Genomic DNA, 13,973 nt, shown 5'->3' with positions numbered 1-13,973 from the left:
ATGACCGACACCGCTGGACCGGTCGGCGCCACCTACCGGGTGCAGGTGCGCCCCGACTTCGACTTGGACGCCACCGCCGGGCTCGCCGGCTACCTCGCCGACCTCGGCGTCACCCATCTCTACAGCGCGCCGCTGCTGACCGCCGCACCGGGCAGCACGCACGGCTACGACGTGGTCGACCACCGTCAGGTCAACCCGGAACTCGGCGGCGAGCCCGCTCGGCAGCGGCTGCTGCGGGCGCTGCGGTCGGTCGGGCTCGGGCTGGTCGTGGACATCGTGCCCAACCACGCCGGGGTAGCCGTACCGGCCGCCAACCCGGCCTGGTGGGATGTGCTGCGCCGGGGGCGCGATTCGGCGTACGCGAACTGGTTCGACATCGACTGGGCGCGGGGCCGGCTGCTGTTGCCGGTGCTCGCCGAGAGCCCCGACGCGCTGGACGCCCTCACGATCGTCGACGGGGAACTGCGCTACCACGAGCACCGCTTCCCGATCGCCGACGGCACCGGCGACGGCAGCCCCCGCGAGGTGCACGACCGGCAGCACTACGAGTTGGTCTGCTGGCGGCGCGGCGACGCCGAGCTGACGTACCGCCGGTTCTTCGCCGTATCCAGCCTGGCCGGGCTGCGGGTGGAGGATCCGGCGGTGTTCGCCGCCACCCACGAGCTGATCCTGGCCTGGGCGGCGAACGGCGAGGTCGACGGCATCCGGGTCGACCACCCCGACGGGCTGCGCGACCCGGCCGGCTACCTGGCCCGGCTACGCGACGCCGCCCCCGACACGTGGCTGATCGTGGAAAAGATCCTGGAGTACGGCGAGGAACTGCCGGCCTGGCCGGTCGACGGCACCACCGGCTACGACGCCCTCGCGGCGGTCTGCGGACTCTTCGTCGACGGTGACGCCGAAGCCGACTTCACCGCCCTGGACACCCGGCTGACCGGCCGGGCAACCTCCTGGGCCGACCTGACCCACGACACCAAACTCGGCGCCGCCACCCGACTGCTGGCCGCCGAGCTGACCCGCCTGGCCGCCCTCGCCCCCGAGGTGGACCCCGACGCCGCCCGCGCCGCCCTGGCCGAGTTGGCCGCCGCGTTCCCGGTCTACCGCGGCTACCCGCCCGACGGGGTACGCCACCTGGCCAACGCCCGCGCCGAAGCCGGCCGCCGCCGCACCGACCTGACCGGCGCGCTGGACGCGGTCACCCGGCGGCTGCGCGACCCCGACGACGAACTGGCCCGCCGCTTCCCCCAGTTCACCGGCGCGGTGATGGCCAAGGGGGTGGAGGACACCGCCTACTACCGGTGGAGTCGGTTCGTCGCCCTCAACGAGGTCGGGGGCAGCCCCACCCACTTCGGCACCCTGCCCGGCCGGTTCCACCGCTTCGCCGTCGCCCGGCACGACCGCTGGCCGACAAGCATGACCACCCTGTCGACCCACGACACCAAACGCGGCGAGGACGTCCGGGCCCGCCTCGCCGTCCTCGCCGAACTGCCGCAACGCTGGGCGCAGCTGGTCACCGGCTGGATGGCGGCCGTGCCGCTGCCCGACGCCGCCCTGGCCCACCTGCTGTGGCAGACCGCCGTCGGCGCGTGGCCCGTCGAGCGTGAGCGTCTGCACGCGTACGCCGAGAAAGCCGCCCGGGAGGCCGCGGTCTCGACCGGTTGGACCGACCCCGACCCGGCCTTCGAGCAGGCCATGCACGCCCTCGTCGACGCCATGTACGACGACCCGGCCGTCTCGGCGGAGCTGGCCGCCTTCGCCGCCGAGATCACCCCGGCCGGCTGGTCCAACTCGCTGGGTCAGAAGCTGATCCAGCTCGCCATGCCCGGCGTACCGGACACCTACCAGGGCACCGAGCTGTGGGACAACTCCCTGGTCGACCCGGACAACCGCCGCCCGGTCGACTTCGGCGTACGCCGGGAACTGCTGGCCCGGCTCGACGCCGGCTGGCGGCCGGCGGTGGACGACACCGGCGCGGCCAAGCTGCTGGTGGTGTCGCGCACCCTGCGGGCCCGCCGGGACCGGCCGGAGCTGTTCGGCGACTACCAGCCGATGCTGGTGCACGGCCCGGCCGCCCGCCACGCCGTCGCCTTCGACCGGGGCGGAGCGGTAGCCGTGGCCACCCGGCTGCCACTGCGGCTGGCCGCCGAGGGCGGGTGGCGGGACACCACCCTGTCATTGCCCGTTAATCAGATGTCGTGCCTGTTCACCGGCCGGGTCTACCGTGATGGACGGGTCCGACTCGCGGACCTGTTGGCCACATATCCCGTCGCTCTGCTGGTGCCCACCACCTGACCCGGGAGGCTGCGTCATGTCCGAATTCACGGTCTGGGCGCCCGAGGCGAAACGGGTACGGCTGCGCCTGCCCGATGCCGACCACGAGATGAGAGCCGGCCGGGGCGGCTGGTGGCGCGTCGAGGTCCCCGACGCCGGCGCCGACTACGCCTACCTGCTGGACGACGACAACCAGGCGTTGCCCGACCCCCGTTCCCTCTGGCAGCCGTTCGGGGTGCACGGCGTCAGCCGCGCCTACGACCACTCGGCCTTCGCCTGGACCGACAGCGCCTGGACCGGCCGGCAACTGCCCGGCAGCATCCTCTACGAACTGCACGTCGGCACCTTCACCCCCGAAGGCACCTTCGACGCCGCGATCGACAAGCTCGACCACCTGGTCGACCTCGGCGTCGACATGATCGAGCTGCTGCCGGTAAACGCCTTCAACGGCGAACACAACTGGGGGTACGACGGCGTCTGCTGGTTCGCCCCGCACGAACCGTACGGCGGCCCGGACGGGCTGAAACGGCTTGTCGACGCTGCCCACGCCAAAGGTCTGGGGGTGATCCTCGACGTCGTCTACAACCATTTCGGGCCCTCCGGGGCCTACGCGCCGCGCTTCGCGCCGTACCTCAGCGACCGCACCACCCCCTGGGGGCAGGCCGTCAACCTCGACGGCCCGCACTCCGACGGCGTACGCCGCTTCATCCTCGACAGCGTGCTGATGTGGCTGCGCGACTACCACGTCGACGGCCTGCGCCTGGACGCCGTGCACGCCATGCCCGACACCCGCGCGGTGCATCTGCTGGAGGAGATCGCCGTCGAGGTCGAGAGTCTGTCGGTGCACCTGGGCCGCCCGCTGTCGCTGATCGCCGAATCCGACCTCAACGACCCCCGGCTGATCAGCCCACGCGAGGCCGGTGGCTACGGCCTGCAGGCCCAGTGGAACGACGACGCCCACCACGCCCTGCACACCCTGCTCACCGGCGAACGGCAGGGCTACTACGGCGACTTCGGCACCATGGAATGCCTCGCCGAGGTGCTGACCGGCGCGTTCTTCCACACCGGCACCTGGTCCAGCTTCCGCAACCGCCAACACGGCCGCCCGGTCGACCCGCGTACCCCCGGGCACCGCTTCGTGGCGTACCTGCAAAATCACGACCAGATCGGCAACCGTGCGGTCGGTGATCGCCTCTCGGCGTCGCTGTCGCCCGCCATGCTCCGGGTCGGCGCGGTGCTGCTGATGGCCTCGCCCTTCACCCCGATGATGTTCATGGGGGAGGAATGGGCGGCCAGCACACCCTGGCAGTACTTCACCTCGCATCCCGAACCCGAGTTGGCCACCGCCGTGGTGCTGGGCCGCCGTCAGGAGTTCGCCACCCACGGCTGGACCGCCGAGGCGGTCCCGGACCCGCAGGACCGGCAGACCTTCGTACGCTCCCGGTTGGACTGGGCTGAGCTGGACAAACCCGAACACCGGGCGATGTACGACTTCTACCGGCGGTTGATCGCGTTGCGGAAGTCGCGGCCGGAGCTGTCGGATCCACACCTCTTCGCCGTCGAGGTGCGCCACGGGGACCGGTTCCTGGTGATGCGGCGCGGTGGGTGCCTGGTGGCGGCGAACCTCGCCGACAAGCCGCAACGGGTGACCCTGCCGGGGGTGGCGCGGCGGGTCCTGCTGGCGACGGCCGAGGGAGTCACAGTGACCCGGGACCGCATCGACCTACCAGCAGAAACCGCAGCCATTGTTGAGTTGTAGCATTCGATTCCTCTGACCACCACTGAAGTCCGCCTGGCTGAGGTCTCCAGTGTGCAATGTGGACCACTGGGGCAAGGATCGATGACTTGTAGCTACCTCACCGCCCGATAAAGTGACATAATCGGAGGGTCGGCGGCTGTCATGCAACTAAAAGTAACGGTCGTTGCGGTCCATTGATGCAATTGCGGAACGGAAAACGTCGCGCCCGAGGTCCATTATTCTGTGTTCGAGTAAATCCTTTGTCGGGAAGCGTCCATCCCGCCTTAATGAGAACTCCATTTCGTTGAGCTCATCTGGATCTATAAGTGCAAAAAAGTGGCGTGCAATCCCATCATGACGCTTACACAGTTCCCCAATGGCCACTGTGTCGGAGGTTTTCGAGAGCAAGTTCGTTGTGGCATCACGAAACGCCTCCACTGCTGCCCGCATGCCCTCCATCAATAGCGTCGCCCGAAGGATTCGATCATTAACCACGTGGCCGACATGCAACTCTCGGAGGCTCGGCCATTCATCGAGTTCGCGCATAGCGTCGGTGAATATCCGATCCACTTCAGGGAACCGTGATGAAGATAAGCGACGTCCTGCTAGGGTGGCGAATACCGACGTCATTCCCCGCTCGACGGCTAGTTGTATCGATTCCTGCCCCAATAGTCGTTCAGCTAGTTCATCGAAGCTGCGGCGTAGTTGGGTGTTCTGTCGGACGCTTTGTTCCAACTTGGCTGAAAGGGTTTCCAGTGTAGCAGAACTGATATCCTTTTCTATTCGCGATATTGCGCCTTGCAGTGCGGCTTCCAGATCGTCGCTGAACGTCCGTAAGTTGTGTGTGACGATAGCATCGAACTTTTGTTCCAGGGCTGGCCTGAACTTGTCGCTGAGGTATCCGTTGATTACCAGCAAACTTTTCGTCGAGGAGGTGTTTTGCTTCTCGGTGTTCGACCTTGCGCCCATGGCGAAAAGACTGTTCGCATCGGCCTCTTGAAGGACAGATTGTGTTACGAAAATTGCGCATCCACCATCTCCTGCAGGGATCCAGTAATCGGCCTTGCTCTTGCTCCCTTCTTCGATCAGCGTCCGGCCCGTCTCGAAGCGCCATCCATTTCGATTCAGGACACGGGCAATGTCGCCTCGGAGGTCCTCTTGGCTTACTACCTCAAACTGTTCGCGGGCGGCCTCCCGAACAATTGCGCGGGTGACCGTCTTGCCTGCCGCCTCCGCGTACGCATAGAAGCAAAGCCTAACCAGTCGTCGGGCATTGCCGCCAGACAGATCCGCCAAGTAGCTGGCCACGTCAGTAGTAAATGGATGAAGCTTCCGCTCGCCCGTGCTGTGTTCATTTACATCCTTAATGTACCGTATGGCATCCTCCGCCTTTAGTCTATCTGGCTTCAGTATCAATGAGATTCGTTGACGGGAATCTTCTGGCAGGGCCTCCAAGAAATCGGGTAGCCCGCAGAGAATTAGGAGTGCTCCAGTCTTGCTGAAGATTTCCAGCATGCGCTTGAAGGCTGCGAGCACGCCTTCTGCCTCTTCGGTGGCGGAGCTGTCGCGAAGAATCTTCTCCATCTCATCGATAACAACCACGAACCGTCGCTGCTGACCACCGTATAGCAGCGCAATGACACCCATCGCCTGCAGTGCGTTAGCGTCTGTGTCAAGTGTGCTCACCACCCCGCGCTCAGTCAGGGTCGTGTCGGCGGGATTTCCGCATAGCCATTCCCAGGCCGCAGCTTCGAATTCGGGTCGGAGGAACATCGATAGCGCCACGCCGAACGACCGGTCTTCGGTAATCGTTCGAAGTCGTTCAGTAAGGAGTTCCTGGTACTTGGCCTCCATAAGCCCTACACGGCGCACCAAGGCTAGAGGTTGTACCGTACGTGCCCGCAGGTCTTGGGCCATCGGGCGTGTTAGATCGGAATCTTCTAGGTCTTCCGCTACTATATCGGCATAATAGTTTTGGACTGTCCGTCGGACTTCAGCCCGACTGAGCCGTGGGATGAATCGCTCGCGGTATAGCGCCAAGAAGCTGTCGGCGGGCGCGTCGAGATATAAGCTCTTGACTCCACCTGCAATAGCTAGGTGTCGCAGCATGGTCAAGGCGAGGTGCGTTTTGCCTGTGCCGTACTCGCCGACGATCGCGACAACACTGCCTGCGCTAGGCTTTTCGGTAACCGCGCCATCAAGAAGATAGCGATCTAGTAACAAGGTTGCACGGCGGACAGCATCGGTGGAGATAGTGGGAAAGGAGTCAGCATCGAGCGATGAAAATCGCGCGACAGCCGACGAGGGGAACGGATTGGCGGTACCGGGTTGGCTCATAGAGCACCGTTCCTCAAGTAGTAGGCCGAAAAGTCACTGAATTCGATTGTCGTGCGGGAGTTTTGCTGCGCGTCGGCGAAGACTGCCGCGAGGATCAGATTCAGTTCGCGGATCGTCGTCGTTCCTCGACCTTTGATGCGTTCATCCATGTAGCGCCGTACAGTTTGTTCGTCGATCGTTGGGGCGGTCTCAGTTAGCGTCGCCGCTGCTAGTCGCCTCTCAACGAAGACCCAGCCGTCGTCCACGCTGAGGACCCCCACTTCCAGTTCTACAACTGAGTTAAGACCTGGTGTACCCGGTACACGAAGTGCCCGCCGAAGGTCCTCGCTAGTGCTCTCAGTGTAGAGTTTCATGTAAGGACGGGCCAGGCTCGCGAGTAAAGTAGCCTCATTCAGGAATTCGATTTCAGGGAGGATGACGTGAAGCACCTTCGAGGTACTTTCGAGAAGATCGCCGAGAAACGGCAAGGCGATTCGCGGGTCGCCCTTCCGGTCGGACAAATCCTTCTGTAGCGCGGGTGGCAAGGTGTTTTTGATCCCGAGCCGATCAACTAGTCGTTCGGTCCAGTGCCGTAACCTTGCGTCTGACGCCAGACCAAGACCGGTCTCATCCGTCAAATCGACAATTTGGCTCTCGAGTCCGCAACCCTGCAACTGGGTATGGAGCCAATGTGCACAGCGATGCAACAAGGCAGTCTTGCCGCAGCCCTCACCGCCGGTGGCTATAAGCATCGTCGACCGACTCAATGACGTCTTCGCGCCGCCGACCTTATTGCAGAAGTCTTGAAACGCGTCCTCGGTGTGGTCGACCGGCACGTAGTAGTTGCTGTGCTCAGTATGTTTCCACGGGCACAACGGTCGTCGGTCATCCCAACTCCGCTGTGGCACGACGAAGGGGTTTGCTGGCAAGTTGTTCCTCACCTTAAATTGTCTGCCCGGGCGCTGATTGTCTATTACGCCCAGTTGCGAAGGGAAAATGCCATGGCCACAGGCGCTGAACCAGTGCCGCGACGCGTATAGAATCGGCCTCGACAGTGGTTAACCACTGTGACACCTCTAGTTGCTTGACCTTTTTGCCAACATTGTCATCAGGCCACCGGGCAACAACGTCACTAGCGTTGGTGCTGAAGATTTCTTCGATCAGAGCGGCGCCCAGGGCGGAGTCGCGTATGACTGCCGCCTCGTGGATTTTGCTGGCGAGTTCATCCCTCGCGGTGTAGTAGGCGCGATCATCGGCTTGAGCCATCGGTGCTGACAAGGCCCGTGCGATCGCATTGCCTTCCCTTACGAACGCCGCGGCCGCACCACGCAGCGCCAGCGCGGCCTGCACCTGCCGGTCGCGGCGTGATTTCCACTCGCCCCCGACCATGGTAAGAATTGCTCCGACGAATCCGGAAGTCAGAATCGTCCATAGATTGACGGTTGCGCCAGTCGGCTTGACGGTAGGAGTAGCGGAATCAAGACGGTTGGCCGCAATCAGGGCGTCGCAGGCGCGGTTGAAGTCCTGTGGGTAGTTGTGACGCCAGTCCTCAAATGACATTGAGCCGGCGTCCGGCACAACGAATTCCGGCGTTGGCGCTGGCAACGTCAGCCCTAGAGCTGTCGCAGCTTCACTCAAGGCCTGGCGGTGGGTGAGGAAAGCGCAGTAAACCTTCCGGTCATCGCCGGCAGTAGCTGTTGGCGCTGGGGCGGCGGGTCCAGCAAGTATGGTGAATGATGCCGCAACGCTGGCAACGGTCGTGAACAACGGTCCCCTGGTTGGCTCGGTACGTGTGAGACCTCCTGCTTAGCCAATGTGGACGATCCGAGTCAACTGTCGAACGGAAATTTGTTGGTTCGCGCTGGCAGAACCTCTGGCCTGGAGTTGACGCGGAAATCGACAGGACGCGTCGGGCCGTTCACCGGTGAAGGGGCGGCGGCGTGAGCCAGGCGATAGGTTGACCGGCGAGGGCGGCGTCGGCGAGGCGGTGTGCCGTGGCGGTTTTGAGGGCGGCGCGGGAGCTGTCGATCCACCGCTGGACGGTGTCGATGCCCTGGTGGCGGTACTCGACGGCCTGAACGAGGCATTCGAGTTTGTCGGCGTCGCGGGCCACGATAGCTTCAAGAGTCTCGCCGGCTTCGTACTCGGCGACGGCGGCGTTGATTAGGTCAGCCACGGGGGGCGGGCAGCCAGCGACTTGGTCCGCGGTGACGGTGGTGTTGGGTACAGCGGTAAGGTATCGCTTCGCGATGTGCGGGATATCCGTGATCCGGGTTTCCTGGGTGTCGTGCAGGACGCAGAGCATGGACACCCGGGCTGGGTCGGCCCCCTCCATGGCGGCGAGCATCATCCCAATGAGGGCGGTACGAAACGAGTGCTCGGCGATCGACTCGGGGTGCTTGACTCCGGCGAACCACCAGCCGGTACGGGCTGCGCGCTTGAGGACGCCCGCCTCGAAGATGAAGTTGACGGCACCCGCAGCTTCTTGGTCGTCGCTCATCTACCCGCCCCTGTGCCGGTGATTCCGTCTGCCCTCAGGCTGTAGACGATAGACGTTAGTTCCTGCCGGGACTGCATAGAGATGTCGTCACTGTCGAGCAAGACGGCGGCGCGGGCGACCAGTGCGTGGCCGGTGCCAGGGTCGTCGGCCGAGAGCCCTCGACGGGCGGCGAGCAGAGCCCAGGCGTTGTGGATGTTGAGGTCTATGAACGGATGCCCTGGCCTGAGACGGGCGACCAGGTGGCGGAGCAGGTGTAAGCCCCGCCAGTCGGCCCGGACGGATGGCATGAACGAGTCGTCCCGCTGTCGGTAGGGGATTTCGCCAACCCAGTAGGCCGAGTAGTTCAAAGCTGCGCGCTGGCAGGAGTCGTCGGGGTGAGCGTGGGCTATGAAGTAGCGCAGTGGCTCGGGATCGCCCTGGTTAGCCAGCGAGGTGACCACCGATCGAGCGTTGGGCCACAGCGGTGACCAGGTGTGGAGGCTGGTCATGCGTGCTGTCCGGGTGCTTCCGTGCGTGAGCCAGGAGGCTGATTCCTTCGTAGGGTCTGCTCCGGCGAGGAAGCATGCTTGTCGGTGCAGCAGGAAGTTCGGATTACGTCCGGCGACAGCACGCTCGGCAAGTACATGTAGGTGGGCGAAGAAGGCGCGCCGCTGGTCAACGGACAGAATCGGCCCCGCGGCAACCGGTCCGCGCCGGGTGGGGCTGGCTGGGAGATCCCTGACGAAGCTGGGTGCTCTGTCGACGATCGGCCAGAGAATCAGTTCGCTCAGTCGATGTGTGAGCACCGACCAACCGAGCGGTTGTTCAAGCAGGTCGGCCCGCTCCGCTTGATGATCGAGGATCTTAGTGAGGATGAAGTCTGCTTCGGCGGCGTCGTCAACAGCGGCAAGCAGGCGGGTGTCGGCTCCGAGCCTACCGAGCCTCTGACGAATGGCGAGTGCCTGTCCGAAGGGCACCGCCATGAATGATCGCCGACCGGATTCCCAGCTCTGGACGGTTGTACGGTCCACGCTCAACTCGGCGGAGAGTTGTTCCTGAGTGAGAGGTATCGACTCACGGATGAGCTTCAGCAGATATCCCGTTACGACGCCATGCTGCGTTGATGCCTGCCCGCGTACTGCCATCTGAAATCCCTACGCTGACCGACGGTCGACGTTGCCCGCTGAGAACGTCTCCTGGCACCACATTCGGCCTGCGTACTCGTACTGCGTGTGAGTCCAACGGCCGTCGTCGCGATCGTAGCGTCGCAGTTACCGAACGTACTAGACCTGGCTCCGTGATTCGGACCCGGCGATTCGGTGACGCCTTTGGAGAGGACACAGCGATGAGGGACGGGCACGACGAACCGGCGATGAGTCGGGGTGAGCAGATTCAGGCGGCGGAGCGGGAAGCGGCGAAGCGGCGGCTGTTGGAGCAGGCCGAGGCGGAGCGCGTACCGATGGAGGAGACCACTCGGGCGGTGCCGGATCGGCGGTGGCGGCGTGACCGGCCGCAGTGAGGTGCCGATCGGGCGGCGGGTGGCGCAGTGGCGGATGCGGCGGCGGATGACGCAGCAGTGCCTCGCCGACCGGCTGGGGAAGTCGAAGAGCTGGGTGGACAAGGTGGAGCGGGGTGCCCGTCGACTCGACAGGTTCTCGGTGATCCAGGCTATCGCCGAGGTGCTGCGCATCGACCCGGCGGTGCTGCTCGGCCAGCATCCGCCGCCGGCCGGTGGCGACGTACGCGACGGGTTCGATGGGGTACGCGCGGCGCTCGCGCGGTACGGGGTTTTCGAGGCGTCAGCGCGTCAGGTGCCGGTGGCAGAGCTGCGTCGGCGGGTGGGTCATGCCTGGTTGAGCTTTCAGCATGGGCAGTACGCCCAGGTGGTGCGGGCGCTGCCCGGGCTGCTGGACGCCGTGCAACTGTCGTCGGGGTCGGAGCACGGCGAGTTGCCGGTGCAGGCGTACCGGGTCGCCTCGTCGGTGCTGGTGAAGCTGGGCGAGGCCGACCTCGGGTGGCTGACCGCCGATCGGGCGGTGGCGGCGGCCGGCGAGGACGCGGTGTTGGCGGGTGCGGCGGCCATCTCGATCGGGCAGGCGCTGCGGCTCGCCGGTCGGCAGCGGCTGGCGCTGGCGGCCACCGTTGCCGCCGCGCAGCGGCTGACCGGGGTTGCGGCGCGACCGGCGGGGGATGGGGTGTCGTCGGGTCGGCGGGCGCAGGAGTTGGCGGTGGGTGGGACGCTGCTGCTGCAGGCGGCTCTCGCCGCTGCGAGTTGCGGCGAGCCTGGGCAGGCCGGGGTGCTGCTCGACCAGGCCGCGGACGTGGCGAGCCGGGTCGAGGTCGTTGACGATCCGTACGGTACGAGTTTCGGGCCGGTCGCCGTGGAGTTGGCGCGGGTGGTGGTGGCGGTCGAGCGGGGCGCTGCGGCCGAGGCGGTCGGTCGGCACGAGCTGCTGATCCGGCGGGACGGGTGGCGGCGGTTGCCGGCCGAGTACCGGGGTGCCTACCTGGTGGACGCCGCGCGGGCGTACCTGTTGGCCGGTGACCTGTCCGGGGCGGGGCGGATGCTGGTCGCGGCGGATGGTGTCGCGCCCGCTGAGGTCCGGTTGCGCCCCTCGGCGCGTACCCTCCTCGCCGAGCTTGCCCGTGGCCACCCCGCCCCACCCGGCGTGACCCGCCTGGCCGCCCTCGTCGGCCTGACCCGCTGACCCACCGCTGACCAACGACGCTCGTCGCCCCGATGATGGTTCAGCGGCCGGCGCGTTTCCAGGCGCGGTAGAACTCCTTGTAGAGGAAGCGCTGCACCGGCGTGCCCGTGGTGGTGACCTGCTTGCCGAGCACCCGTGCTCCAATCCACATGCCGGCGACCTTGGGGACACCGGGCACCGATTCGGTCACCGAGGCCACCCCGTTGACCAGTTCCTGCTCTACCGGCGACAGCGCGACCTTGCGCAGGCCGAGGCGTTCGAGTAGCTGTCGTTTCGCGCCGTTGATGTCGCGAGCGAGGCGAAGGTAGTCCTCGTCGGTGACACAGCGGGCCACAGCAGCGCGTAGGTCGGCGGCCTTGTCGCGATATTCGGCGATGCGGGCGACGACAAGGTCGACCCAGGCACGATCGTTCATCTGGCCGATTTCGCCCGCCTGCCAGAGCCGGCCCCCGAGTAGTGGTAGTTCTAGTTCGAGCAGCTGCACTCGGTGGGTGTCGCTGTCATCCGCCGCCGTGACGAGCGACTGATGGATGCCCCGAATGGCCTTGATGACGTCCAACACCACCGTCTCGGTGGCACCCTCGGTGGAGAGGTCAAAGGTCAGCAGGAAGTCGCGTCTGACGGGGTGCGCCTGGTAGGAGAGACGGGTGGCATCCGCGCGCGCCTGATATTTGAGCCCACGCGCCAGGGTTGCCGCGACGTAGACCTCCTCACCGGTGGGCGCCATGGACTGAAGGGGGCCTCGCAGCACGATCGATGCCGCTCGCGCCCAAGCGCCGAAAGGGTCGTCCTCCACCCCGTCGGGTGTGGCGATACGATCCGAGTGGTGGCCGGCCACGCGGACATTGGCCGCCTGGAAAGCGCACCAGCCGTGAATACGCTTCGATAGTGAGTTGCGCTGATCAGGCAGGGCATCGTCGCAGGCGACCGCCTGCTCGATGAACTGGCCGAGGACCTTGTGGCCGCGCCAACTCTGCAACTCGTGCAGCGCCAGGTCCTCGGCGTCGCGCACCCGGCTGCTCTCGTCGACATCCAACTGCAATGGATGCAGCAGCCCAGCGTCGGCCAACGCTCGGAGGAGGTATGGCTTACCACCGAAATCAGCGGCCGAAGGGCGAGCGAGCACCGGGTGGGCCACCCATACCCGTTCCATGAAGATCAGGGACTGGATCAGCTCGACAAATGCCTGACGGGCGAACGGATCGTCAGGCCGGCTGACCCGGTTCTGCGCAACGACGAAGTCCTCGGCACTGATGATCGATGTGACGTCTACGAGGACTTCCGTATTGCGGTGGGGGAGCCCTGCGCCTGCTCTACGAACCACTTGACGGCCTCCGGGCGACCCATCACGGTGCTGGCGAACGTCGGCTCTGGTTGGGCAAGTGTTTCCATGGATACGGGGAGATGCCGAACCCCTTTCGCATCCGTGGACATTAGACCGACGATCTCACCGAGACACAAGCCTGCGAGACCGTCCCAGACCTTCTGTCGAGGACGGTAGAAGAGGTCGAAGCGCGGCGCATCGGCCGCGAAATCGGTGAGATCCACGGCGGTACGCAGCATGTCCAGCGTCTGTGACGTGGTCCGCGTCTTCAGGGTGTAGCCAGCCGCAGCCATAGCGGTTTCGTGTGGTGGGGCTTCGGAACGAGCGCTACGAGTCAGGGATGCGACACGAACCGGTTCGTTGATGTGTCTCGCCGGCCTGCCGTTGACCGTGATCGTGCGCTCAGCGTGGGACGCGACCACCACGATCGGTGTGCGGTCGGTCCCCAACTCGGGTGCGACGATGAGCGTGGCGACCGGTTCCCGTCGTTCTAGCAGGCAGATCACGGAACAGAACTCCGCGCTGCTGGGATTGACGAACTCGGCCGTGCCGTCGATCGGGTCGATCACCCAGATCCGCTCGGGCTCCTCGTCCTCACCGGGCCGCCAGGTACCGCTGCCGGACTCCTCCGCCAGCACCCGAGCAGCTGGATCCAGGGCCCGGATCCGGTTGATAATCAACTCTTCAACCGCGAGATCGGCCTCGGTGAGCAGGGTTCGATCAGCCTTCTCCCGCACGTCCAAGTCGGCCACCCGCGACCGGTACGCCGTGAGTACGCCCAACAGTTCTGTGGCTAGGTCGGTCCACAGCTTGTCAAGATTCATCGGCTCGACTCTCCTCGCGACCAACTCGACGGGGCCACTCGATGGACGGGGTCATCATTTCACCCTGGCACTGATCCGCCGAGTGACAGATGAGGGTCACAGCTCGGGGCGCATTCCCCATCGCGCCGATTGCCTACCGATGCCGGGCTCCCGGAACACGAGCCCCATCGTCGCCTGACCTCGTCACAAGATCGTGCTCGATGTGGGATCGAGTCGCTTGACGCCGCGCTGAGATCACTCGATCCCACATCGAGCGTGACCATGACCGCGTGTGGGCTCGTCCAGGTCGGGTAGGGGTGACGACAAGGACGAG

At 65.3% G+C, this 13,973-nt stretch carries 11 protein-coding genes; 4 read left to right on the top strand and 7 right to left on the bottom strand.

What is annotated here, in order from left to right; translation table 11 throughout:
• Both treY and treZ read left to right on the top strand, forming a co-directional pair.
• The gene (gene treY / locus VAB18032_RS18520; RefSeq protein ID WP_013734416.1) at positions 1-2,292 is read left to right on the top strand and encodes a malto-oligosyltrehalose synthase; all 2,292 of its coding nucleotides are present in this window, start codon (positions 1-3) and stop codon (positions 2,290-2,292) included.
• 16 nt (positions 2,293-2,308) lie between these two features.
• On the top strand, positions 2,309-4,030 hold the full coding sequence (gene treZ / locus VAB18032_RS18515; RefSeq protein ID WP_013734415.1) for a malto-oligosyltrehalose trehalohydrolase: 1,722 nt from the start codon (positions 2,309-2,311) through the stop codon (positions 4,028-4,030).
• Positions 4,031-4,177: 147 nt separating this feature from the next.
• Here treZ and VAB18032_RS31850 read toward each other — a convergent pair whose 3' ends face one another.
• From VAB18032_RS31850 to VAB18032_RS18505, 5 genes are all read right to left on the bottom strand, one after another.
• A complete protein-coding gene (locus VAB18032_RS31850) occupies positions 4,178-6,346 on the bottom strand; it encodes a hypothetical protein (protein WP_013734414.1) in 2,169 nt (722 codons plus the stop codon).
• On the bottom strand, positions 6,343-7,161 hold the full coding sequence (locus tag VAB18032_RS31845; RefSeq protein ID WP_148272307.1) for a hypothetical protein: 819 nt from the start codon (positions 7,159-7,161) through the stop codon (positions 6,343-6,345). Before VAB18032_RS31845 ends, VAB18032_RS31850 begins: the two co-directional genes overlap by 4 nt.
• 106 nt (positions 7,162-7,267) lie before the next feature.
• Positions 7,268-8,092, bottom strand: a complete 825-nt coding sequence (locus tag VAB18032_RS31840) for a hypothetical protein (RefSeq protein WP_148272306.1) — start codon at positions 8,090-8,092, stop codon at positions 7,268-7,270.
• Between the two features lie 151 nt (positions 8,093-8,243).
• Complete coding sequence (locus VAB18032_RS18510) at positions 8,244-8,825, bottom strand: HD domain-containing protein (RefSeq protein WP_013734413.1); 582 nt, start codon at positions 8,823-8,825, stop codon at positions 8,244-8,246.
• Positions 8,822-9,949 carry a helix-turn-helix domain-containing protein gene (locus tag VAB18032_RS18505; protein ID WP_043721219.1) on the bottom strand — a complete coding sequence of 376 codons (1,128 nt, stop codon included), beginning with the start codon at positions 9,947-9,949 and terminating at the stop codon, positions 8,822-8,824. The genes VAB18032_RS18510 and VAB18032_RS18505 overlap by 4 nt, the downstream gene beginning before the upstream one ends.
• 200 nt (positions 9,950-10,149) lie before the next feature.
• On the opposite strand from VAB18032_RS18505, the gene VAB18032_RS32355 reads away from it, so the two are divergent.
• Both VAB18032_RS32355 and VAB18032_RS18500 read left to right on the top strand, forming a co-directional pair.
• On the top strand, positions 10,150-10,323 hold the full coding sequence (locus VAB18032_RS32355; protein ID WP_013734410.1) for a hypothetical protein: 174 nt from the start codon (positions 10,150-10,152) through the stop codon (positions 10,321-10,323).
• Positions 10,307-11,512 (top strand): helix-turn-helix domain-containing protein, encoded by a 1,206-nt coding sequence (locus tag VAB18032_RS18500; RefSeq protein ID WP_013734409.1) that lies wholly within the window; start codon positions 10,307-10,309, stop codon positions 11,510-11,512. The genes VAB18032_RS32355 and VAB18032_RS18500 overlap by 17 nt, the downstream gene beginning before the upstream one ends.
• A 40-nt stretch (positions 11,513-11,552) precedes the next feature.
• On the opposite strand, the gene VAB18032_RS18495 is transcribed toward VAB18032_RS18500, so the two are convergent.
• Entirely contained in the window at positions 11,553-12,836 is a 1,284-nt protein-coding gene (locus VAB18032_RS18495; RefSeq protein ID WP_081476153.1) for a hypothetical protein, read from the bottom strand.
• Positions 12,782-13,660: an inositol monophosphatase family protein gene (locus VAB18032_RS30185; protein WP_013734407.1), complete on the bottom strand. Its 879-nt coding sequence runs from the start codon at positions 13,658-13,660 to the stop codon at positions 12,782-12,784. The genes VAB18032_RS18495 and VAB18032_RS30185 overlap by 55 nt, the downstream gene beginning before the upstream one ends.
• Positions 13,661-13,973: the final 313 nt, after the last annotated feature.

The sequence above is a fragment of the Micromonospora maris AB-18-032 genome (assembly GCF_000204155.1).
Lineage (GTDB): Bacteria > Actinomycetota > Actinomycetes > Mycobacteriales > Micromonosporaceae > Micromonospora > Micromonospora gifhornensis.
The sequence above is the reverse complement of the archived record's forward strand: the minus strand, read 5'-3'. Positions and strand labels throughout refer to the sequence as shown.